Source organism: Pseudomonas sp. Pc102 (assembly GCF_018408275.1).
Classification (GTDB): domain Bacteria; phylum Pseudomonadota; class Gammaproteobacteria; order Pseudomonadales; family Pseudomonadaceae; genus Metapseudomonas; species Metapseudomonas tohonis.
In genome coordinates this window covers 3,205,764-3,228,348 of the sequence record NZ_AP021905.1, presented here as the reverse complement: position 1 = coordinate 3,228,348, position 22,585 = coordinate 3,205,764, and the positions used below count along the sequence as shown (strand labels likewise).

At 68.3% G+C, this 22,585-nt stretch carries 20 protein-coding genes; 11 read left to right on the top strand and 9 right to left on the bottom strand.

The genetic code is table 11. The features are described from left to right. The first annotated feature begins 6 nt into the window (after nt 1-6). The 6 genes from PHLH3_RS14950 (at nt 7) to PHLH3_RS14925 (ending at nt 5,905) form a co-directional block, all read left to right on the top strand. Nucleotides 7-2,151 carry a methyl-accepting chemotaxis protein gene (locus tag PHLH3_RS14950; RefSeq protein ID WP_213630244.1) on the top strand — a complete coding sequence of 715 codons (2,145 nt, stop codon included), beginning with the start codon at nt 7-9 and terminating at the stop codon, nt 2,149-2,151. Between the two features lie 365 nt (nt 2,152-2,516). Next, nucleotides 2,517-3,662, top strand: coding sequence for an amine dehydrogenase large subunit (locus PHLH3_RS14945; protein WP_213630242.1), 1,146 nt, complete (start codon nt 2,517-2,519; stop codon nt 3,660-3,662). 9 nt (nt 3,663-3,671) lie between these two features. After that, the gene (locus PHLH3_RS14940; RefSeq protein ID WP_173180356.1) at nt 3,672-4,211 is read left to right on the top strand and encodes a MauE/DoxX family redox-associated membrane protein; all 540 of its coding nucleotides are present in this window, start codon (nt 3,672-3,674) and stop codon (nt 4,209-4,211) included. A 3-nt stretch (nt 4,212-4,214) separates the two neighbouring features. Continuing rightward, nucleotides 4,215-4,832, top strand: a complete 618-nt coding sequence (gene mauD / locus PHLH3_RS14935) for a methylamine dehydrogenase accessory protein MauD (RefSeq protein ID WP_173180355.1) — start codon at nt 4,215-4,217, stop codon at nt 4,830-4,832. A gap of 15 nt (nt 4,833-4,847) precedes the next feature. Then, a complete protein-coding gene (locus PHLH3_RS14930) occupies nt 4,848-5,369 on the top strand; it encodes a methylamine dehydrogenase light chain (RefSeq protein ID WP_021217250.1) in 522 nt (173 codons plus the stop codon). A gap of 14 nt (nt 5,370-5,383) precedes the next feature. Beyond that, a complete protein-coding gene (locus tag PHLH3_RS14925) occupies nt 5,384-5,905 on the top strand; it encodes a cytochrome C (RefSeq protein WP_173180354.1) in 522 nt (173 codons plus the stop codon). 293 nt (nt 5,906-6,198) lie between these two features. On the opposite strand, the gene PHLH3_RS14920 is transcribed toward PHLH3_RS14925, so the two are convergent. The 7 genes from PHLH3_RS14920 to PHLH3_RS14890 form a co-directional block, all read right to left on the bottom strand. Next, the gene (locus PHLH3_RS14920; RefSeq protein ID WP_213624885.1) at nt 6,199-7,170 is read right to left on the bottom strand and encodes an IS110 family transposase; all 972 of its coding nucleotides are present in this window, start codon (nt 7,168-7,170) and stop codon (nt 6,199-6,201) included. Between the two features lie 470 nt (nt 7,171-7,640). Next, a complete protein-coding gene (locus PHLH3_RS14915) occupies nt 7,641-8,240 on the bottom strand; it encodes a LysE family translocator (protein WP_173180353.1) in 600 nt (199 codons plus the stop codon). Nucleotides 8,241-8,333: 93 nt separating this feature from the next. After that, nucleotides 8,334-9,170 (bottom strand): AraC family transcriptional regulator, encoded by an 837-nt coding sequence (locus PHLH3_RS14910; protein ID WP_213630240.1) that lies wholly within the window; start codon nt 9,168-9,170, stop codon nt 8,334-8,336. 126 nt (nt 9,171-9,296) lie between these two features. Further along, the gene (gene ycaC / locus PHLH3_RS14905; RefSeq protein WP_213630238.1) at nt 9,297-9,914 is read right to left on the bottom strand and encodes an isochorismate family cysteine hydrolase YcaC; all 618 of its coding nucleotides are present in this window, start codon (nt 9,912-9,914) and stop codon (nt 9,297-9,299) included. 98 nt (nt 9,915-10,012) lie between these two features. Next, nucleotides 10,013-11,851, bottom strand: a complete 1,839-nt coding sequence (locus PHLH3_RS14900; protein WP_213630567.1) for an amidohydrolase — start codon at nt 11,849-11,851, stop codon at nt 10,013-10,015. Nucleotides 11,852-12,004: 153 nt separating this feature from the next. After that, a complete protein-coding gene (locus PHLH3_RS14895) occupies nt 12,005-12,571 on the bottom strand; it encodes an antibiotic biosynthesis monooxygenase (RefSeq protein ID WP_213630236.1) in 567 nt (188 codons plus the stop codon). Between the two features lie 49 nt (nt 12,572-12,620). After that, complete coding sequence (locus PHLH3_RS14890) at nt 12,621-13,058, bottom strand: DoxX family membrane protein (RefSeq protein WP_213630234.1); 438 nt, start codon at nt 13,056-13,058, stop codon at nt 12,621-12,623. A gap of 263 nt (nt 13,059-13,321) precedes the next feature. Here PHLH3_RS14890 and PHLH3_RS14885 point away from each other — a divergent pair, with 263 nt between their 5' ends. The 3 genes from PHLH3_RS14885 (at nt 13,322) to PHLH3_RS14875 (ending at nt 18,705) form a co-directional block, all read left to right on the top strand. After that, a complete protein-coding gene (locus tag PHLH3_RS14885; RefSeq protein ID WP_213630232.1) occupies nt 13,322-14,743 on the top strand; it encodes a mechanosensitive ion channel family protein in 1,422 nt (473 codons plus the stop codon). 402 nt (nt 14,744-15,145) lie between these two features. Then, a complete protein-coding gene (ald, locus tag PHLH3_RS14880; protein ID WP_213630230.1) occupies nt 15,146-16,273 on the top strand; it encodes an alanine dehydrogenase in 1,128 nt (375 codons plus the stop codon). Nucleotides 16,274-16,812: 539 nt separating this feature from the next. After that, a complete protein-coding gene (locus PHLH3_RS14875; protein ID WP_213630228.1) occupies nt 16,813-18,705 on the top strand; it encodes a methyl-accepting chemotaxis protein in 1,893 nt (630 codons plus the stop codon). 336 nt (nt 18,706-19,041) lie between these two features. Here the strand turns inward: PHLH3_RS14875 and PHLH3_RS14870 are convergent, their stop codons facing one another. Both PHLH3_RS14870 and PHLH3_RS14865 read right to left on the bottom strand, forming a co-directional pair. Then, nucleotides 19,042-19,395, bottom strand: a complete 354-nt coding sequence (locus tag PHLH3_RS14870) for a helix-turn-helix domain-containing protein (protein ID WP_173178127.1) — start codon at nt 19,393-19,395, stop codon at nt 19,042-19,044. A gap of 242 nt (nt 19,396-19,637) precedes the next feature. Continuing rightward, a complete protein-coding gene (locus tag PHLH3_RS14865) occupies nt 19,638-20,522 on the bottom strand; it encodes a LysR family transcriptional regulator (protein WP_213630226.1) in 885 nt (294 codons plus the stop codon). 99 nt (nt 20,523-20,621) lie between these two features. On the opposite strand from PHLH3_RS14865, the gene PHLH3_RS14860 reads away from it, so the two are divergent. Continuing rightward, on the top strand, nt 20,622-21,608 hold the full coding sequence (locus PHLH3_RS14860; RefSeq protein ID WP_213630224.1) for a cyclase family protein: 987 nt from the start codon (nt 20,622-20,624) through the stop codon (nt 21,606-21,608). A gap of 128 nt (nt 21,609-21,736) precedes the next feature. Further along, complete coding sequence (locus tag PHLH3_RS14855; protein WP_173178124.1) at nt 21,737-22,582, top strand: EamA family transporter; 846 nt, start codon at nt 21,737-21,739, stop codon at nt 22,580-22,582. Nucleotides 22,583-22,585: the final 3 nt, after the last annotated feature.

The window sequence follows — 22,585 nt, the reverse complement described above, 5'->3', positions numbered from 1 at the left end:
CACGCCATGCGTACACCTTCCCTGAGCATCCAGAGCCGCATCACCCTGCTCGCCAGTGCCTGCCTGATCCTCGTAGTGGCGCTGCTGGTGGGGCTTTCGCTGTACCAGACCCGGCTCAGCACCGAACGCGTCAAGGCCTCCAGCAGCCGCATGCTGGCCAACGCCGCCGAAGCCCACATGCAGGCCCAGGCCCGCGTACAGGCGCTGCAGATCCAGCGCACCTTCCTGCAGACCTACGAGTACGGCCAGGGCCTGTCGCGCTTTGTCCTCTACCTGCGGGCGCGGGCGACGGCCGGCGAGCTGACCGCCGCCGAACTGCGCCAGCGCGTGGCCGAACAGATGCGCAGCGCCGTCCTCGCCAAGCCCGACCTACTCGGGCTTTTCGTCATCTTCGAGCGCGACGCGCTGGACGGCGCCGACAGCCAGTTCGTCGGCCAGGACCAGGCCTTCGGCAACGACGCCGGGCGCTTCTCGCTGTACTGGGTGCAAGGCAAGCCCGGCGAGCTGCAACCGGTGGTCGGCCCGGAGCAGATCCTCACCGACACCTCGCCCGGCCCCAGCGGCAGCCCCTACAACGCCTTCTACACCTGCCCCCGGGACAGCCGCCGGGCCTGCCTGCTGGAACCCTATTTCGACGACGCCTCCGGCACCCGTCGGCTGGTCACCAGCGTCGCCTTCCCGCTGATCGAGAACGGCAAGGTGATCGCCGTGGTCGGCCTCGACATCAGCCTCGACGCCCTGCAGCGCAGCGCCCTGGACGGCAGCGCCCAGCTGTTCGACGGCGCCGGCCAGCTGGGCATCCTCAGCAACGGTGGCGTGGTCGCCGGCTATAGCGCCGATGCCAACGCCCTGGGCAAGCGCCTCGACCAGGCCCTGCCCGACGGCGCCGACGCGGTGCTCGGCAGCCTGCGCGAGGCCAAGGCACGCAGCCTGGTGGACGAGCAGCGCATCCGTGTCCTGGAGCCACTGGAGCCCATCCCCGGCGCCGCGCCATGGGGTGTGCTGGCGACGGTGCCGCAGCGCGTGCTGCTGGCCCCGGCCGAAGCCCTGCAGAAGGAGCTGGACGCCGAGCGCCTGGCCAGCTCCGCCCTGGAGTTCGGCCTGGGCAGCGGCGCCGCCCTGCTCGGCGTGCTGCTGATCTGGTTCGCCGCCTTCCGCATCACCCGTCCGCTGCAAGGCCTGACGCGCATGCTCGAAGCCATCGCCCAGGGCGAAGGCGACCTCACCGGTCGCCTGGCCGTGCACTCGCGCGACGAGCTGGGCAAGCTCGCCGCCGCCTTCAACCGATTCGTCGAACGCATCCATGCCTCCATGGGCGAGGTGGCCTCGGCCACGGGGCGGGTCAACGAGGTCGCACAACGGGTGCTGGCCGCCTCCAACGCCTCGCTGCGCAACTCCGACGAGCAGGCCCAGCGCACCAACAGCGTCGCCGCCGCCATCAACGAACTGGGCGCCGCCGCCCAGGAGATCGCCCGCAACGCCGCCGACGCCTCGCACCAGGCCTCCGATGCCCGCGAACTGGCCGAGGAAGGCAAGCATGTGGTCGGCAAGACCCTCACCGCCATGCACGAGCTGTCCAGCAAGATCAGCGCCTCCAGCGCACAGATCGAGACCCTCGCCGGCAAGACGGTCGACATCGGCCAGATCCTCGACGTGATCAAAGGCATCTCCGAGCAGACCAACCTGCTCGCGCTCAACGCCGCCATCGAAGCGGCCCGCGCCGGTGAGGCCGGCCGTGGCTTCGCCGTGGTCGCCGATGAGGTGCGCAACCTCGCCCACCGCACCCAGGTCTCGGCCCAGGAGATCCACCAGATGATCGAGGAACTGCAGGTCGGCTCCCGCGAGGCGGTCGGCACCATGACCGAGAGCCAGCGCTACAGCCAGCAGAGCGTCGAGATCGCCAACCTGGCCGGCGAACGCCTCTCCAGCGTCACCCAGCGCATCGGCGAGATCGACGGCATGAACCAGTCCGTCGCCACCGCCACCGAGGAACAGACCTCCGTGGTCGAAGCGCTGAACATGGACATCACCGAGATCAACACCCTCAACCAGGAAGGCGTGGAAAACCTCCAGGCCACCCTGCGCGCCTGCGCCGACCTGGAACAACAGGCCGAGCGCCTCAAGCACCTGGTGGGCAGCTTCCGCATCTGAGCCGTCGGGTTGCACCCGACCTACAGGCTGCTTTTCGTGGGAGCGAATTCATTCGCGATGCGGCGTATCCCGGTGGCATCAGCGCATCGGCTTCACACCGCTCGGTGGAGGTAAAAAGCGACCTCCACCCTACGCCCTGCACCACCTCGTAGGGCGGGTGAAACCCGTGTGGCCGGCACTACACTTTCACCTGCCCGCTGCGCTTGCACGCACCCCTGGCACGCCGGCACAACGGCTGGCACAGGCAGACAACGGGTTGGCAGACAGAGCAATTTCCCTGGCACAGCCACAAGGCAGACTGGTACTGCAGAAATCTGCCAACGTACCCGCGATCCGCCAGACCAATAATTCAGGGAGCCCCCCTAATGCGAATAAACAGGATCCTCGTCCACTCAGCGCTGAGCCTCGGCCTTGCGCTGGCGGGGCTGAACGCCCATGCGGACCTTCCCGCCGACACCATCGGCCAGGTGACCTTGCCCTTCCCGCCCGAACCGCACCGCGCCTACATCGTCGACGTAGAGTTCGAGAACTTCGTCGCCGGCCGCGTGACGGTGGTGGACCCGGAGAAGAAGAAGATGCTCGGCATGGTCAGCACCGGCTTCGCCGCGCCCTCGACCCTGAGCCGCGACGGCAAGCGCCTGTACACCGCCGACCTGTTCTATTCGCGCGGCACCCGGGGCACCCGCACCGACGTGCTGACCGCCTGGGACACCTCGACCCTGTCGCCGTCCTGGGAAGTGCTGATCCCCACCAAGCGCGCCGAGATGCTGACCCAGCGCTACGCCCTGGGCACAAGCAGCGACGACCGTTTCGTCTACGTCTACAACTTCACCCCGTCCACCTCGGTGACCGTGGTCGACACCCAGGCCAAGGCGGTGACCGCCGAGATCGCCATCCCCGGCTGCGTACTCAACTACCCGGTGGGCAAGCGCGCCTTCGCCTCGCTGTGCGGCGACGGCAAGCTGCAGGTGATCAAGCTGGACGAGAGCGGCAAGGAAGCCTCGCGCACGCAGACGCCGTTCTTCGACCCCAACGCCGAGAAGCTGGTGGAGCGCGGCATCGCCGTGGGCGACCGCTACTATTTCACCACCACCGAGGGCGAGGTGCGCGGCGTGGACTTCTCCGGCGACACGCCGAAGATGCTCGAACCCTGGTCGCTGACCACCGACGCCGAGCGCAAGGCCGGCTGGGCACCGGGTGGCTGGCAGCTGCTGGCCGTGGCACCGAAGCTCAACCGCCTGTACGTGCTGATGCACGACGCCCACGAGCCGATGAAATGGGAAGACCCGAGTCCCTTCGTCTGGGTCTACGACCTGAAGACCGGCAAGAAGGTCGCCACCCTGGAAGCGCCCAACCCGATCTGGAGCCTGGCCGCCACCAACGACGACAAGCCATTGCTGCTGGGCACCAACATCACCGGCGGGCTGGAGGTCTTCGACCTGGCCAGCGGCAAGCACACCGGCACCATGGAAAAGATCGCCAAGACCCCGATCCAGATCCTCAGCCACTAGGAGGTCCGCATGTACAGCGACCCGATCTTCATCATCGCCAGCGCCCTCGCCGTCGCGGTGATCCTGGCCAGCGCCGCGACCCACAAGTTGCGCGCCCCGGCCCGGTTCCGCGACCAGGTGGAGGCCTATCAGCTGCTGCCCAAGGCGCTGCTCAAGCCCTTCGCCCGGCTGCTGCCGCTGCTGGAGGTGGCCCTGGCCTTCGCCCTGCTGGTGCCCGCCAGCCGCAGCGTCGCTGCCCTCGGTGCGGCCCTGCTGCTGGCCGCCTATGCCGGCGCCATCGGCCTGAACCTGTGGCGCGGCCGTCGCGACATCGATTGCGGCTGCTCGGGCCCGGACCAGTCCCAGCCCATCCGCCCGCAGCTGCTGCTGCGCAACGCGGTCCTGGTGGCCCTGGCGCTGGTCGCCACCCTCACCCCCGGCGCCCGCGAACTGGGCGTCTTCGACGGCTTCGTGGTGATCGCCGCGGCCGCCGTCGCCCTGCTCATCTATGCCGCGGCCGATGGCCTGCTGGCCAACAGCCCCCGTCTGCTCAAACTCATTGGAAGGTGAAATATGGAAGGCCTGATCGTTTCCAACATCCTGCTCTGGTGCCTGCTGCTCGCCCTGGCCTTCGCCGTGATGGGCCTGGTGCGCCAGATCGGCGTCCTCCACGCACGCCTGGCCCCGGCCGGCGCGCTGATGATGGACAAGGGCGTCGCCGTCGGTGACGCCGCGCCCAAGGTGACCGCCGCCGACCGCAACGGCCGCCCGGTGAACTTCGGCTACGCCGGCGAGAAGGCACAGCTGCTGTTCTTCCTCTCGCCCACCTGCCCCATCTGCAAATCCCTGCTGCCGGCCATCCGTTCCATCGCCAGGGAACAGGCCGACCGCCTGGAGGTGGTCTACGTCAGCGACGGCGACATGGACGCCCAGGCCGCGCTGATCCGCGAGCACAAGCTCGAAGACGTCACCTACGTGGTCGGCCCGGAAGTGGGCATGACCTACCAGATCGGCAAGCTCCCCTACGCCGCGCTGATCGACAAGGCCGGCACCCTGCGCGCCAAGGGCCTGGTCAACTCCCGCGAGCACCTGGACAGCCTGTTCGAGACCGAACACCTGGGCAGCGCGACCCTGCAGCAGTACCTGCACGGCGGCCACTCCCATGGCCACTCGCACTCCGCACAACAATAAGGAAGGGAGACTTCCATGAAACTGCTCGACCTCCTGTTCGAACGCTCCGCCCGGCACGTCGCCGACACCACCTCCCGGCGCAAGCTGCTGGCCCGCTTCGGCTCGCTGATGGTGGCCGGCGCAGCGCTACCGGTGCTGCTGCCCATCGACCGCACCGCCAAGGCCCTGGCCGCCGAGGCGCCCCAGGCCGGCGACCCGGGCGACCCGACCAGCTGCGACTACTGGCGCTACTGCTCAATCGACGGCTTCCTCTGCAGCTGCTGCGGCGGCACCGTCACCTCCTGCCCGCCGGGCACCGAGGTGTCCCAGGTGACCTGGATCGGCACCTGCCGCAACCCGGCGGACGGCAAGGACTACATCATTTCCTACAACGACTGCTGCGGTAAGCACAGCTGCGCCCAGTGCGCCTGCACCCGCAACGACAGCGAGGAGCCGGCCTACCGCCCCTTCAACAACAACGACGTGAACTGGTGCCTGGCCGCCAAGTCGCACATCTACCACTGCACCATCTCGGTGATCCGCGGCGTGGCGATATGAACGGAGGGGTTGTCATGCGAGCACTGCTGATCGCCGCACTGGCCTGCGCCATGGCAGCCCCGCCGGCGTTCGCCCGGGCCATCCCCGACCCGCACCAGCGGGCCGCGCCCGGCAACGAGGCGCAGCAGAAGCCGATCTCCCAGGCGGGCTACAGCACGCCGGTGAACTACCAGCTGCAATGCGCCGGCTGCCACCTGGGCGACGGCACCGGCTCGAAAGCCAACGACACGCCACGGATGAAGGATTTCGTCGGCAACTTCCTCAAGGTCGAGGGCGGCCGCGAGTTCCTCGTGCGCGTGCCGGGCATGTCCCAGTCCGCGCTCAACGACGCGCAGCTGGCCGACCTGCTCAACTGGCTGATGCGCGAGGACGGCATGGCCGGCAAGAGCATGCCCGCGCGCTACGTGCCCTACAGCGCCGAGGAAGTCACCCGCCTGCGCAAGGTGAACATGCTCAACCTGCCCGGCACCCGCGCCGAGCTGATCGCGCGAATGCGCGAACAGGGCATCCCCATCGAGGACGGCATGGACTATTGAGTGCCCCGCTCCACCTTCGAGCCCGCCTTCATGGCGGGCTTTTTATTGGCTGGAATCCCGCCGCTCGCGAAGCTGTTGCCGGAGCCTCTGGAAGCGAATTCATTCGCGATGGAATGTCCGACCACTCGCAGCCTGGTACCAGCGGCGGGTCTTTCGCGGCTGAAGCCGCTCCCACAGGGGCAGCCCGCAGCGAGGCCGGGCGTCGCGGTGTTGGGCCTCGCTGCGCTCGGCGCCAACCTACATGCCCTGCCTGATCGACGGAGCCGACCGGGGCGTAGATACCGTCTTGATTCCTAGTGAGCAAGGGCCAGTTTTGCGTCAAATGGCCGGCCTGATTTCAAGACGCCGTAGGCGATGCTCAGCAGCTTGCGCATCGCTGCGCAGACGATCTGCTTGCCGGTCTTGCCCTTCGCCCTCAACCGTTCGCTCAGGGCCCTGATCGCCTCGTTGTACGTCAGGGCGCTGATCGCGGGCATGAACAGGCCGGCCCGCAGGCGCGATGAGCCCGTCTTGGAGATGCGCGTTTGTCCCCGGTGGTTCCCGGATTCCTGCAGCCGCGGATTGAGCCCGGCAAAGGCGGTGACGGCGCGGCTGTTGGCGAAGCGCAGTGGGTCGCCCAGCTCCGCCAGGAGCAGGGCAGCGGTCTTGTCGGCGATCCCGTCGATGCTGGTCAGCAGGTCGCGCTTGCCGCGCAGATCCGGGTCGTTGTCGATGTGGTCGTCGATCGCCTTGAGGGTCTCTTCGATCTCCTGCCCGACATGTTCCAGCACCGACTGGATCGAGGCCTGGACGCTGGCATCGGCCACTTCCAGGCGGTTGCGCTCCATCTGCTCGATTTCGCGCAGGTCCTCCAGGCGCCGTACCAGGGCTTTCAAGCGCCGCACGGCACGGGGCTCGGGTTGCCAGGGACGCAGACTGTCCTGATGGCGCTCGCCGTATTCGGCAATCAGCTTGGCGTCGACCTTGTCGGTCTTCACCCGCTGCAACTGGCTACGGGCGTAGTGGGCGATCTGCGCCGGGTTGAGGACACAGACCCGATAGCCGTGCTCCAACAGCCATTCGGCCAGGGCTTCATGGTAGATGCCGGTGGCCTCCATCACGACCCAGGCACCGGGTTCGCTGTGCTTGTTCAGCCAGTCGCGCAAGACGGCGAAACCCGCTTTGTCGTTGGCCAGCTTGGCCTTGGTGCGGTACTTGCCGTTGGGCTGCAGGGTGGCGAGGTCAAAGGTGTGTTTGGCGATGTCGAGGCCGATGACGCTGGGCATGAGTACTCCTTCCGATCCGTTCAGACGCGATCATCACTGCACCCGACCCAACCTTGTAGATGCGAGCTCGAGGCTCTGGATACCGTTCGGATTTTTCGAGTGAGTGTGGAGGGGCGGAGCACTATCTACGTTGCAGGCTCGAGGCCTAAGGGTGGACACGACTTCCAGCCCCTCCCCCGATGATCAGTCGGGGACTATTACCCCTGTGGAGGTATTTAGTCGAGATACAAGGGTGGATGGCGCTCTTTCATCCACCAAGCGACCTTCCAGCCCACACGCATGCCACGCCTCGTGGGAGCGAATTCATTCGCGATGGATCATCCGGCCATTCGAAGCCAGGTGCCGGCGGTAGGTCTTTCGCGGCTGAAGCCGCTCCCACAGGGACAGCCCGCGGCGAGGTCGATGGGCGAATGAATTCGCCCCTACAGGTGCCATGTGGGGCATCGTGCCGGCGTACCCGACAATGCGCGCTAGACCACCAGGCTGAGCCAGGCCGAGGCCAGGAGCAGCAGCGCCATGGCCTGGTTGAAGCGCTTCTGCGCGGTGGCGCTGCGCCACAGGCGGGCGCTGCCGAAGCCGAGCAGCGCCCAGGCGCCCATGCAGGGGATGGACACCAGCAGGAACACCAGGGACAGCGTCACCACCCGCGCGGCCTTGTCGGCGCCCTCCCCGGCGAATACGCCGACCACCGCCAGGGCCATCATCCACACCTTGGGGTTGACCAGCTGCAGGCCGATGGCGCCGCCCAGGCCGAGGCGTGCGCCGGGGTCGGCCGGGTCGTCCAGCGAACGCGCCTCGCTGCGGAAGATCTGCCAGGCCAGCCAGCTCAGCCAGGCGATGCCCGCCCAGGCCATGGCGCGTTGCAACAGCGGGTGGCTGGCCAGTGCCTCGCCCAGGCCCAGCCCCACCAGCAGGACGATGGCCGCAGCGGCGCAGCAGGCGCCGAGGACGATGGGCAGCGCCGCCCCCAGGCCGAAGCGCGAGGCGTTGCTGAGCACCAGGATGTTGGTGGGCCCCGGGGTGATGGAGGCGACGAAGGCGAACAGCAGGAAAGGCAGCAGCTGTTCCATGGTCAGCCCCCGCAATGAGGGTGAAGCGAGAGGGAACGGGACATCGGCGAGGCTCCTGTGAAGACGAGCCCCATGTTCACCGCCGCGCCCGGCTCAGTCTGGAAGCTTTGAGCAGCGCTTGCGGTAGTCCGCCGGGGTCAGCCGGTAGGCGCGGCGGAACCAGCGCCCGAGGTGGCTCTGGTCGGCGAAGCCGAGGGCGCTGGCGACCTGTGCCGGCGTGTCGCCCCGGGCCAGCAGGGTGCGGGCGCGGGCGAGGCGCAGCTGGATCAGGTAGGCGTGCGGGGCCAGGCCGAAGGCGGCCTTGAAGGCGCGGGTGAGGCGGAAGCGGTCGACGCCGGTGACGCGGGCCAGGTCATCCAGGCCGATCTCCTCGTCCAGGTGCGCGTGCAGGTAGTCCCGCGCGCGCAGCGCCACCCGGGGCAGGCGCGGGTCCTGTGGCTGGCACTGGCGCCAGTGCAGGTGCCCGGTCATCTTCGCCAGCAGGTTGTCGATGGCGGCCTGGCGCAGCATGCGCACCTCGTTGCCGTGCAGGGCGTTGAAGGCCTGCAGGGTGGCATGCGCCAGGGTCGGGTCGTGGGCCAGGGTGTCGGCGAAGCTCGGCTGGCAGCCGGCCGGGGCGTCCTCGAACAGCGCGTGCATCTCGCGCCCGATCCAGTGCGGGTCGAGGTAGAGCGTGGAATAGGTGAAGCCTTCCTCGGTGGGCGCGTGGCCGTCATGGATCTCGCCCGGCTCCAGCAGGAACACCTGCCCCGGCGTGCTGACGTTGCGCCGGCGCCGGCAGTTGAACTGCTGCACCCCCTGTTCGGTGACGCCGACCAGGTAGCTGTCGTGCCAGTGCGGGTCGTAGGCGTGGCCCTGGAAATGGGCGCGGATGGTCTCGATGCCCGTGTCACCGTCCTGCGCGAGATCGATCCAGTTGCGATGTTCCAAGGGGCTCTCCAGGGGCCAGGGTGCAAGCCTGCACCGGGCGCGGTCGGAAGGCCATTATCGGTCGTCGGAAAAAACGCGTCTGGAAGATTCGTGCAGCAAACGGCCCCTTGCGGGGCCGTCGGCGGATCAGGGCTTCTGGCTGTAGCTCTGGATCAGGTTGGCGTAGGCCGGCAGATGGCCCCCGAGGATGCCGCCGAAGCCCTCGATGTCGTTGCGCCAGTCACGGTGCAGCTCGCAGCCGACACTGAACCAGTTCATCAGTTGGGCACCGGCCTGGCTCATGCGATCGAGGGCGGCGTCGCGCACCACCGGGTTGAAGGTGCCGGAGGCATCGGTGACGACGAAGACCTCGAAGCCCTCCTCCAGCGCCGACAGGGTCGGGAACGCCACGCAGACGTCGGTCACCACGCCGGCGATGATCAGCTGCTTGCGGCCGGTGGCCTTCACCGCGCTGACGAAGTCGGCGTTGTCCCAGGCGTTGATCTGGCCCGGGCGCGGAATGTAGGGCGCATCCGGGAACAGGGCCTTGAGCTCCGGCACGATGGGGCCGTTGGGGCCGTTCTCGAAGCTGGTGGTGAGGATGGTCGGCAGGTTGAAGAACTTGGCGATGTCGGCCAGGGCCAGCACGTTGTTCTTGAACTCGTCGGGGGTGAAGTCACGCACCAGCGACAGCAGGCCGGCCTGGTGGTCGACCAGCAGCACGGCGGCGTTGTTCTTGTCGAGGCGGTTATAGCGGTAAGCCATGGCATTTCTCCTTGCTTCGGTTGGACGCCGGCCACGTGGGGCCGGCGGAAGGTTGTCGGGGCGGCTTCAGTCGCCCGGGGCGGCGCAGCCGTCCTGAATCAGAAGGCGAAGCACGAGCAGCCGAAGGCGCCCCAGAAGCCCTGGAAGTCACTCACCGGCACGCTGGAGAGGCGCGCCCGCTCGTGGCTGTGGGCGTGCACGCCGCACGGGCCGACGCACTGGTGCACCTGCGCCACCAGCGGCGCACTCGGGCGCCAGTGCCCGGGCACCTTGGCCACCGGCGACCAGTCCGGCAGCACCGGCACGGTCGGCGGCGCGAGGTCGTCGAACTCGGCGGCGGCGTGCACCACCTTGCCGTCCACCACCGTGAGCACGGATTCGATCCACTTGATGGCTTCCTCGTCGACGCTGAAGTAGTCCGCCGAGAGCGCCACCAGGTCGGCCAGCTGGCCCACCTTGATCTGGCCCTTCTTGCCCTGCTCCGAGGAGAACCAGGCGCTGCCGTGGGTGAACAGCTCCAGCGCGGTGGCGCGGCTCAGGCCCTGCGGGTACAGCTCCAGGCCGCCGACGGTGCGGCCGCTGACCAGCCAGTAGAGCGAGGTCCAGGGGTTGTAGCTGGAGACGCGGGTGGCGTCGGTACCGGCGCCCACGGGCACGCCCTCGGCGAGCATGCGCTGGATCGGCGGGGTCTTTTCGGCGGCCTTGGAGCCGTAGCGCTCGACGAAGTACTCGCCCTGGAAGGCCATGCGGTCCTGGATGGCGATGCCGCCGCCCAGGGCGCGCACGCGCTCGATGTTCCTGGGTGTGATGGTCTCGGCGTGGTCGAAGAACCAGGGCAGGCCGTTGAAGGGGATGTCGCGGTTGACCTTCTCGAACACGTCGAGCATGCGCGAGATGGATTCGTCATAGGTGGCGTGCAGGCGGAAGGGCCAGCGCTGCTCCACCAGGTGGCGCACCACCGGTTCCAGCTCCTGCTCCATGGTCTGCGGCAGGTCCGGGCGCGGTTCGAGGAAGTCCTCGAAGTCGGCGGCGGAGAACACCAGCATCTCGCCGGCGCCGTTGTGGCGGAGGAAGTCGTTGCCCTGGCCGTACTTCACCGAACCGGTCCAGCGCTTGAAGTCCTCGAGCTCTTCCTTGGGCTTCTGGGTGAACAGGTTGTAGGCGATGCGCACGGTGAGCTGGTCCTCCTTGGCCAACTGCTCGATCACCTGGTAGTCCTCCGGGTAGTTCTGGTAGCCGCCGCCAGCGTCGATGGCGCTGGTGACGCCCAGGCGGTTCAGCTCGCGCATGAACTGGCGGGTGGAGTTGACCTGGTATTCGAGCGGCAGCTTCGGGCCCTTGCTCAGGGTCGAGTAGAGGATCATCGCGTTGGGCCGCGCCACCAGCATGCCGGTGGGCTCGCCACGGCTGTCGCGGACGATCTCGCCGCCCGGCGGGTTGGGCGTATCCCTGGTGTAGCCGACCACCTTGAGCGCGGCGCGGTTGAGCAGCGCGCGGTCGTAGAGGTGGAGCACGAACACCGGGGTGTCCGGTGCGGCCTTGTTCAACTCCTCAATGGTCGGCATGCGCTTCTCGGCGAACTGGAATTCGTTCCAGCCACCCACCACGCGCACCCACTGCGGCGTCGGCGTGCGGTCGGCCTGCTCCTTGAGCATGCGCAGGGCATCGGCCAGGGACGGCACGCCTTCCCAGCGCAGCTCCAGGTTGTAGTTGAGGCCGCCGCGGATCAGGTGCAGGTGCGAGTCGTTGAGGCCGGGGATGACGCTGCGTTTCTTCAGGTCGACGACGCGGGTGGCGTCGCCGCGCAGGGCCATGGCCTCGGCGTCGCTGCCGACGGCGATGAAGCGGCCGTCCCTGATGGCCACGGCCGTGGCGCTGGGGTTGTCGCGATCCACCGTGTGCAGGCGGCCATTGAAGAGGATGAGATCAGCTTTCATATCGGTTCCCGAAGTGGCGGCGAAAGAGGCGCCGGGCATGCCGGCGAAAGGCAGGGCGGACCAGAGCGCACCCGCCGCGCCCAGCACGGAGCTGTTGGCGAGGAAGCGGCGGCGGCCCCGGTTGGTGTCGTCGTTGTCCATGGTGTTCTCCGATCAGCGGGCGTTGAGCCAGCCGGCGAACAGCCGGGTGGCACGGGGCATGAAGAGGTAGACGACCAGCAGCACGATGCTCGCGGTGATCACCAGGTTGCTGCCCAGGTAGCTGCCCAGCCAGGGCAGGCGCGCGAAGGCCGGCTGCCACAGCAGCGGCACCACCAGGCTCAGCGGCAGGATCACCAGGAAGGTCACGCAGGCCTGCTTCCAGCGCGGCGGCTGGGGGGCGTCCGGTGCCTGCGGGGTGAACCAGAACTCGCGTTCGTCCTGCACCTCGATGCGGTCGCCATCGGCCAGCAGCGGCTCGGCTTCGGCGATCAGGGCGCGGCGTTCGCTGGAGTCCAGCCAGTCCTGCAGCTGCCCGGTGCTGGCGAAGCGCAGCACGCAGGTGAACAGTGCGAGGCCGGCCTCGTTGCCGCGCATCACGTCGATGCCCAGGTGCCCGGGGTAGCCCCGGGCGGTGGTGATGGTACGGCGCAGCCAGGCTTCGTAGTCGGCCTCGCTACCCGCGCGGATACGGTGGCGTACCAGCAGGGTGACGACTTCCCGCGTAAGTTCATCGGGCATGTCCAGCTCCTGTCGAGAGGTTGAGCGCCGGCAGCCGGCGCCGGAAAAATCAGCGTAGCAGTGCCGTTGCGCCCCGCCCGGAAAGGCGCGGCAGGGGCCAGGCGAGCGCCCCCGGGCCACTGATCAGCAGGGTGGTGAAGACGATCAGCAGCAGCCAGGCGAACTGGCCTTCGGCGATGGTCCAGCCCGGGTGCACGACGACGAGCGAGACTAGCAGCACGACCAGGATCGGCACGCAGGCCAGGCGGGTCAGGGTGCCGCAGAGGATCGCCAGCGGGCAGGCCACCTCGGCGAGGATCGCCAGCAGCAGCGTCGGCAGCGCGCCCAGGTGCAGCGGGTCTTCGATCACCTTCAGCTCCTGGCTGAAGCCCAGCAGCTTGGGCAGGCCGTGCACCCATAGCAGCAGCAGCGCGCCGCTGGCACGCAGGAACAGCAGGCCCCAGTCACTCGGCCCAGCCGGCGGCAGTGTCGTGGCGGCGTTCGCCATGGTGTCGCTCCGGTCGGGTTGATTGACGGCCATGGTGCCGCGCCGGGCGGTAAGCGACTTGTATGGATGTGCTGGCTTGGTCCCGATGTGCCCTGGCGATGGCCAGGCTCTCTATCACGGCACATCCAGGGGCTGCCCTGCACCGCACGGCATGCCAGGATGGCAGTTGTCGCGACGCCGTCGTCGCCCCTCTTGCGCCGGGGGCATCGCGGCGAGATGCTGCGCGCCGGATTCCGCCACCGACATCGCCCACGAGGCCCCGAATGCCCGACATGCTGCAGAACTACCCGCTGATCTTCGGCATTGCCCTGGTGCTGGCCGACCTGATCGCCTGGCGCCTGCTGCCGGCCAACCCGGCGGCGTGGCGGGTGCTGGCGCGACTCGGGCTGTTCCTCGCCTACAGCGCGCTGATCATCAACGCCGGGCTCAGCCCGCTGCTGCCGCCGCCCGGCGCCGACACGGCCCAGGCACTGACCGGCACGCTGCTGGAGATCGTCTGGTGGCTGTACTGCGCGCGCACCCTGACCGTGGTGCTGGGCCTGCTGCTGATCTCCCGCAGCGGCCACACCGGGCGCCTGCTGCAGGACGTGATGGGCGCGGTGATCTTCCTCGTCGCCATCGTCGCGGCGGCCGGCTACGTGATGCAGCTGCCGGTCAAGGGCCTGCTGGCCACCTCCGGCGCCATGGCGATCATCGTCGGCCTGGCATTGCAGAGCACCCTGGCGGACGTGTTCTCCGGAATCATCCTCAACACCACCAAGCCCTATCAGCTGGATGACTGGATCTCCATCGACGGCACCGAGGGCAAGGTCATCGAGATCGACTGGCGTGCCACCCATCTGCTTACCAGCCAGGGCAGCACGGCGGTGATCCCCAACTCGGTGGCGGCCAAGGCGAAGATCCTCAACAGCAGCCGCCCCAACGACGTCCACGGGGTTTCCATCAGCCTGGAGGTGCCCGCCAGCGTGCGCCCGCGCCGGGTGCTGGACGCTCTGGAGAAGACCCTGCAGGGCTGCAGCGCCCTGCTCGCCGTCCCCGCGCCCAAGGTGGCGATCAAGAGCGCCGGCGCCTCGGTCAACGTCTACGAGGCGAGCGGCTTCGTCGGCCCGAAGACCAGCAAGGTGGAGGTGCGCAACCTGATGTTCGACCTCGCCCATCGCCACCTGGAAGCCAGCGGCGTGGTGTGGAAGGCCGATGCCCTGCCCCAGGCGCGCCAGCGCCTGTTGCTGGACGAGGTGAAGATCTTCCGCGCCCTCGGCAACGAGGAAAAGGACCTGATCGCCCAGGCCATGGACGCCCGCGACTACCTGGCCGGCCAGGTGGTGCTGGATGTCGGCGAGGTGGCCGGGCACCTGCTGGTGATCGGCACCGGGGTGATCTCGGCGGCGGTGCCCGACGGCGATGCCTGGATCGAGGCCGGGCGCATGGGCCCCGGCGAGATCATGGGCGAGGAAGGCATCATCGACGACGCCCCGTCCAGCGCCCGCTTCACCGCCCTCACCTCCTGCCGCCTGTACCGCATCGACCGCGACAACATCCGAACCTGCCTGGAACAGCGCAGCGAAATCCGCACCGCCCTCAACCGCCTGCATGCCTTCCGCGAACAGGCCAGCCACTCCCTGCTGCTGCAAAAGCCCACCGCCATCCGCAAGGGCGGCTTCCTGCAGTGGCTGCAGAAGCGCTGATGCAAGCCCCGCCCCGCAAGATGGGTTGGACGGCGTCGCGGAGGTCACGACGCGCTGACCAAGCACGCGGGTTTCACCGGCCCTCAACCGCCATACCCCCTTGTAGGATGGGTAGAGCGCAGCGAAACCCATGCTGACGGAGCGCCGAAACTCCCCGGACTGAAGTCCGGGCTACCTGCTGCCTGCGCGCTGTGCCATCCCGCAAGGCACGTGCCCATGCCCGGCGTGCAAGGTGAGGGTTTCGCGTTGCTCGCGGAACGCCGCCCGACCTATCCTACGAACTGCGCCATCCCGTGAGGGCGGTTTCAACCGCGAAAATGCCCACTCGTTCAACCCCGGCAAACCCCGCGGGCTTTTCTACACTCCAGGCAGGAACCCTTCCGGACTGGAGAGGAGACGGCCATGCGCATCGGCGTACCCAGGGAGATCAAGAACCACGAGTACCGCGTGGGCCTGACGCCGCAGTCCGTCGCGGAACTGCACCGGCTGGGCCATGAGGTCTGGATCGAGACCCACGCCGGCGCCGGCATCGGTTTCAGCGACACCGACTACCTGGAGGCCGGCGGGCATATCGCCGCCAGTGCCGACGAACTCTTCTACACCGCCCAACTGCTGGTGAAGGTCAAGGAGCCCCTGGCCACAGAGCGCTCGCGCCTGCGCCCCGACCAGACGCTGTTCACCTACCTGCACCTGGCCCCCGACCGGCCGCAGACCGAGGAACTGATGGCCTCCGGCGCCACCTGCATCGCCTACGAGACGGTCACCGACAACCTCGGCCGCCTGCCCCTGCTGGCGCCGATGTCGGAGGTGGCTGGGCGCATGTCCATCCAGGCCGGCGCCAGTTGCCTGGAGAAGGCCCGGGGCGGGCGCGGCGTGCTGCTCGGTGGCGTGCCGGGCGTGGCCCCGGGCAAGGTGGTGGTGCTCGGTGCCGGGGTGGTCGGCAGCCATGCGGTGGCCATGGCCGTGGGCCTGGGCGCCGACGTCACCGTGCTGGACCGCAACGTCGATGCCCTGCGCCGCCTGGATGCGCTTTACGGCAATCGCATCGCCACCCTCTGCTCCACCCATGCGGCCCTGCGCGAGCAGGTGCTGGCCGCCGACCTGGTGATCGGTGGAGTGCTGATCCCAGGCGCCGCCGCGCCCAAGCTGATCACCGCCGAGATGGTGGCGCTGATGGCCGAGGGCGCGGTGCTGGTGGATGTCGCCATCGACCAGGGCGGCTGCGCCGAAACCTCCCACGCCACCACCCATGCCGCCCCCACCTACAAGGTCGACGGGGTGGTGCACTACTGCGTGGCCAACATGCCCGGCGCCGTGGCGCGCACCGCGACCCTGGCGCTGAACAACGCCACCCTGCCCTTCGTCATCGCCCTGGCCAACAAGGGCACGCGCAAGGCCCTGGGCGACGACGCGCACCTGCGCAACGGCCTCAACGTCGCCCGTGGCCGCCTGGCCAACGGGGGCGTCGCCGAAGCCCACAACCTGCCCTGGACCGCGCCGGCGGAGCTGGTGAAGGAGCTGGCGATATAGGCCCAGGCCCGGGCCGTGGGCGTCGGGGCACTGGACGGCTGCACACCGCTGGGCGAATGAATTCGCCCCTACAGGGGAGCAGGCACCTGGCATCGTGGGGCTGTGGGTCTTTCGCGCTTGAAACCACTCCCACGGGAGCCATGGAGCGGGTATCACCCGGTTGCACCCGCTCGTCCGCCTGATGCTGCAAAAGTGACCGAGGGGGATTCACCAGTCACATCCAAAATGCCATCATGCGCGCCGCCCGGCGCCAGGCTTCCCGCGCCGGCACGTTCGGCGATGGAATGCCCGCAGATACAAAGGCCCGCAACCCGGCCTCATGCCCCACGGCGCCAGCGCGCCCGGGCTCTTCTCCGCGTCCTGCGGAACCCCCACAGCGTCCAGCCAAGGCCCGCCTCGTGCGCTGGCCAGGCCCTGGCTGTGTTCGCGGCCAGACGGCGACCCCGTACTCCGCGCTGTAACGACTATCCCGCAGCCTGGCAAAACCCGGCTGACGAATAACAGGCACACCCGCTGCCAGAACACGTGGATACCTTGCGATGCCCAACAACCTGAAATTCAGCCACAAGATCCTCCTGGCAGCGTCCCTGGTGATGATCACCGCCTTCGCCTGCTTCGTCCTGTTCAACGACTACCGCCAGCGCCAGACCCTGCGTACCGATGTGCACAACTCGCTGCAGGACCTCGGCGCGCTGACCACCAGCAACATCAAGAACTGGCTCGAAGGCCGCATCCAGCTGCTCGAATCCCTCGGCCAGCAGGTCGCCGCCAACGGCACCGAGAAGGAACAACTGGCCCGCTCCATCGGCCTGCCGGTCTATGGCCAGCGCTTCCAGCTCAGCTATTTCGGCGGTGAAGACGGCCTGATGTTCTCGGTGCCGGCCGGCAACCGCCCCGCCGACTACGACCCGCGCCAGCGCGGCTGGTACAAGGCCGCCAGCGCCGCCCAGGGCACCATCCTCACCGAGCCGTACATCGCCGCCTCCTCGGGCAAGCTGGTGATCACCATCGCCACCCCGGTGCGCGTCGATGGCCGCTTCGTCGGCGTCGCCGGTGCCGACATGGACCTGGACAGCATCACCCGGCTGATCAACTCGCTGAACTTCAAGGGCAACGGCCACGCCTTCCTGGTCAGCGCCCAGGGCAAGGTGCTGCTGCACCCGCAGAACCAGTACATCCTCAAGAACCTCGGCGACCTCTACCCCGGCGCCACCCCGGCCATCCGCCCGGGCGTCTCCGAGATCGAGGTGGACGGCCGCACCCAGTTCATCTCCTTCACCCCCATCGAGGGCGTGCCGTCGACCGACTGGTACATCGCCCTGGTGCTGGACCAGGACGCCGCCTTCTCCATGCTCGGCGAGTTCCGTACCTCGGCCATCATCGCCACCGTCATCGCCGTGGTGCTGACCTTCATCCTGCTGGGCATGCTGATCCGCGTGCTGATGCAGCCGCTGCTGGTGATGGGCCGCGCCATGGGCGACATCGCCGAGGGCGAAGGCGACCTGACCCGCCGCCTGGAGGTGCATTCCCAGGACGAATTCGGCGAGCTGGCCCAGGCCTTCAACCGCTTCGTCTCGCGCATCCACGCGTCGATTCGCGAGGTGTCCTCGGCCACCATCCAGGTCAACGAAGTGGCCAAGCTGGTGGTCAACGCCTCCAACTCCTCGATGCACAACTCAGACGAGCAGGCCCAGCGCACCAACAGCGTCGCCGCCGCGATCAACGAACTGGGCGCCGCTGCCCAGGAGATCGCCCGCAACGCCGCCGACGCCTCGCACCAGGCCTCCGATGCCCGCGAACTGGCCGAGGAAGGCAAGCAGGTGGTCGGCAAGACCCTCACCGCCATGCACGAGCTGTCCAGCAAGATCAGCGCCTCCAGCACACAGATCGAGACCCTCGCCGGCAAGACGGTCAACATCGGCCAGATCCTCGACGTGATCAAAGGCATCTCCGAGCAGACCAACCTGCTCGCGCTCAATGCCGCCATCGAAGCGGCCCGCGCCGGTGAGGCCGGCCGTGGCTTCGCCGTGGTCGCCGACGAGGTGCGCAACCTCGCCCACCGCACCCAGGTCTCGGCCCAGGAGATCCACCAGATGATCGAGGAACTGCAGGTCGGCTCCCGCGAGGCGGTCGGCACCATGACCGAGAGCCAGCGCTACAGCCAGCAGAGCGTCGAGATCGCCAACCTGGCCGGCGAACGCCTCTCCAGCGTCACCCAGCGCATCGGCGAGATCGACGGCATGAACCAGTCCGTCGCCACCGCCACCGAGGAACAGACCTCCGTGGTCGAAGCGCTGAACATGGACATCACCGAGATCAACACCCTCAACCAGGAAGGCGTGGAAAACCTCCAGGCCACCCTGCGCGCCTGCGCCGACCTGGAACAACAGGCCGAGCGCCTCAAGCACCTGGTGGGCAGCTTCCGCATCTGACCGGCAGCGCCGCGCCCCCTGGGTTGAGTGGATCCCCGCGTGCGCGAGGATGACGAGGGGGCACACACCATCCCCACACACCGTCACCCCCGCGCACGCGGGGGCCCACTGAACAGCCTCCCGCCCCACCCTGTGGGAGCGAATTCATTCGCGATGCGGCGCACCAGGCAACGCCGTGCCCGCCGGCTTGAGTGGATCCCCGCGTTCGCGAGGATGACGAGGGGGCACACACCATCCCCACACACCGTCACCCCCGCGCACGCGGGGCCCACTGAACAGGTGCAACCCTGCCCTACGCCCGGCGCAACCTCGTAGGCCGGGTGGAACCCGCGTGCCCTATTCGTCCTCCATCACCCTCGGTGGCAGGCCGATCTGGCCGCCGTGGCGTCGGCCCCAGTCGTCGAGGACCTTGAGCGCGTCCACCAGGGAGGCGCCCAGCGGTGTGATGCGGTATTCGACGCGGGGCGGCACCTGCTGGTAGTCGCGGCGCAGCACCAGCCCTTCCAGCTCCAGCTCGCGCAGTTGCAGCACCAGCATCTTTTCGCTGATGCCACCGACCTGCCGGCGCAGCTCGCCGAAGCGGCGTGCCCCGTCGCCGAGGCTGTAGAGGATCTGCGCCTTCCACTTGCCGCCGATGACCTTCATGACGGCATCCAGGCCCGGGTTGCCATGTTTTTCGAAGCTGCTCATGAACGCGGCCCCCAGCTGCCGGGGTCTACGCGGGCTATTGAGGACATCGCCTGCCCCTCCGTAGGAGATTTCTGAAAAGACAGCTATTGGGCAGCAATAGGCGAGTGACGACCCTGACTTCAGTCAAATCGCACGCACAAAAACACCGGTACTCACCTTCCGGGTGGTGCCGGGCCCTTTTCGGCGCTCGATGCACAACACCCTGCAGTCAGACGATCAGTGCAACCCGCTGTGAAACGCCCTCAGCCGGCCAGCCGTTGTGCCAGGAAGTCGACGAACACCCGCACCTTCTGCTGCAGATGGCGGTTGCTGGCGTACAGGGCGTAGATGGTGCGCCGGGCCAGTTGCTGTTGCGGGAGCACCCGTTGCAACTGGCCGCTGGCGAGGTGCGGGTCGGCGATGAAGGATGGCAGCGCGCCGATGCCGGCACCGGCCAGCAGCAGGTCGCAGAGCATCAGGCTGTTGTCCACCGAGAGCCGGGTGCGCAGCTCCACGCCGCGCCCCTTTGGGCCGTCCAGGCGCCAGCCGCCGGGGTTGTCGGCCAGGCGGTAGGCGAGGCAGTCGTGGCCGCACAGGTCCTCCACCTGCCGGGGCGTGCCCCGCGTCGCGAGGTAGCCGGGCGACGCGCAGATCACCTGCTCCACTTCGCCCAGACGCCGGGCGATGAGGCTGGAGTCGGGCAGGCTGGAGCGGATGCGCAGCGACACGTCGAAGCCTTCGGAGACCGGGTCGAGCAGGTGGTCGTCCAGGGTCAGCTCCACGTTCAGTTGCGGGTACAGCGCCATGAACTCCACCAGCAGCGGCGACAGCACCTTGAGGCTGAACGACAGCGGTGCGTTCACCCGCAGCCGCCCGCTCACCTCCCCGGTGCCCAGGGCGGTGGCGTGTTCCAGGGCATCCAGCTCGTCCAGCAGGCGGCAGCACTCGGCGAAGTAGGCGCGCCCGGTGTCGGTGAGGCTCATGCGCCGGGTGGTGCGTTGCAGCAACAGGCTGCCCAGGCGCGCCTCCAGCTGGCGGACCTGCTTGCTCACCGCAGCGGTGGACTGGCCCAGGTCGACGGCGGCCTTGCTGAAGCCATCGAGCTCGACGATGCGGCGGAAGGTCCGCATGGCAACGAGCAGGTCCATATTTTCCCTCGGGTTGAATGTCTTTCAGCGGAGGCGGAGATTATCTCTTCAGGGCTGACAAATACCATCGCGGCATCCATCACCACGAGGAACACCGCCATGCCCCTGCCACGCCCCCTTTCCCGCCTCGCCGCCCTGCCCCTGCTGCTGTCCCTGGCCCAGGGCGCCTTCGCCGCCGAGGAAGTCGGCAAGAGCCCCTGGGGGCCGAAGGACGAGATCGGCCGCCTCAACCTGATCACCCCCGAGTCCCGCGCCGCCATCCTCGGCCGCCTCAGCGGTGGCAAGGCCTACGACCTGGCCGTGGAGTACTTCATCGGCATGCCCAGCTGGCAGGCGGCGGGGGACCCGCCCTACCAGATGTGGATGACCCACACGCCCCACGGCAACCTGCTGGCCGACCCGATGGGCGTCGGCGATGCGATGAACCGCCACGTCAGCTACACCGGTTCGGCGGTGTCGATGTACGCCCACATGGGCACCCATATCGACGCACTCAACCACTTCGGCCTGGAGGGCAGGATCTGGAACGGCTACGCCGCCGCCGACCACCTGGGCGACCGCGGCTGGAACGTGACCGGCGCGGAGAAGCTGCCGCCCATCGTCGCCCGTGGCGTGCTGATCGACATCCCCGCCGCCAAGGGCGTGGAGCTGCTGCCGGACAGCTACCGCGTAACCCGCCAGGACCTGCAGCAGGCATTGAACAAGCAGGGCGTACGCCTGCAGAAGGGCGACGTGGTGCTGATCCGCACCGGGCGCATGCGCGACTACGAGGACGCCCAGCGCTACATGACCAACCCACCGGGCCTGAGCCTGGACGCGGCGAAGTTCCTCGTCGAGGACGGCGGCGCCATGGTGGTGGGAGCGGACAACCTCAGCTTCGAGACCTTCCCCACCGAGGTACCGGACAACTACATCCCCGTGCACACCTACCTGCTGGCCCAGCAGGGCGCGCCGATCATGGAGCTGGTGGACCTCGAAGGCCTGTCGCGGGACAAGGTCTACGAATTCGCCTTCATCGGCGCCTCGCTGAAGTTCCGCGGCGCCGACGCCGCCCCGATCCGCCCGGTGGCGCTGCCGATCGACTGAGGCGCTTCCCGGGCCACGGAGAAGGCACGGAGGTTTCACAGCAGTGCGCGGGCTGTGTCACTATCGCGCCTCTTTCGCGGCGCCCCTCGCTGGGCGCCGCACCTCCGTCGGTACAAGGAACGTCGCGTTTGGACACCTCGGTATTTCTCGTGGTGATGGCGGCGGCCGCCCTCCACGCGGGCTGGAACGCCCTGCTGAAGATCGGCCTCGACCGCCTGCTCACCGCCACCCTGATCCAGATGGCCGCCGGCCTGGTGGCGATGCTCGCCCTGCCCTTCGTGGCCTTCCCGGTCGCGGCCGCCTGGCCCTGGATCATCCTCTCCGCCGTGCTGCACATCGGCTACAACAACTTCCTGTCCCGCGCCTACCAGTACGGCGACCTCGGCCAGGTGTACCCGCTCTCGCGCGGCAGCTCGCCGCTGATCGTGGCGCTGCTGTCGGTGCTGTTCCTGCATGACGGGCTCGACCATGCCGAGCTGCTTGGCCTGCTGACCCTGGTGATCGGCATCTGGCTGATGGCCTGGCGTGGCGGGCGCAGCAGCGCCGGGCTGAGCCGGCCGATGCTGTTCTGCTCGCTGATGACGGCGGCCTTCATCGCCGGCTACACCCTCTCCGACGCGGTCGGCGCACGCAGCAATGGCGACGCGCTGTCCTACGCCGCCTGGCTGTTCGCGGTGAATGGCTGGGTGATGGCCCTGGTGATCGCGGTGCAACGCGGGCCACGCGTGTTCCTGCAGCTGGGCCCGTACTGGAAGAGCGGCCTGGCGGGCGGCGCCATGTCGTTGCTGGCCTACAGCATCGTCATCTGGGCCATGACCCGGGCACCGGTGGCGCTGGTCTCGGCATTGCGCGAGACCAGCGTGGTATTCGCCCTGCTGATCGGCTGGCTGGCGCTGAAGGAGCCGATGCCGGCGATCCGCCTGCTGGCCTGCCTGGTGATCGCCATCGGCGTGGTGGTGATGAAGCTCGGCTAGCCG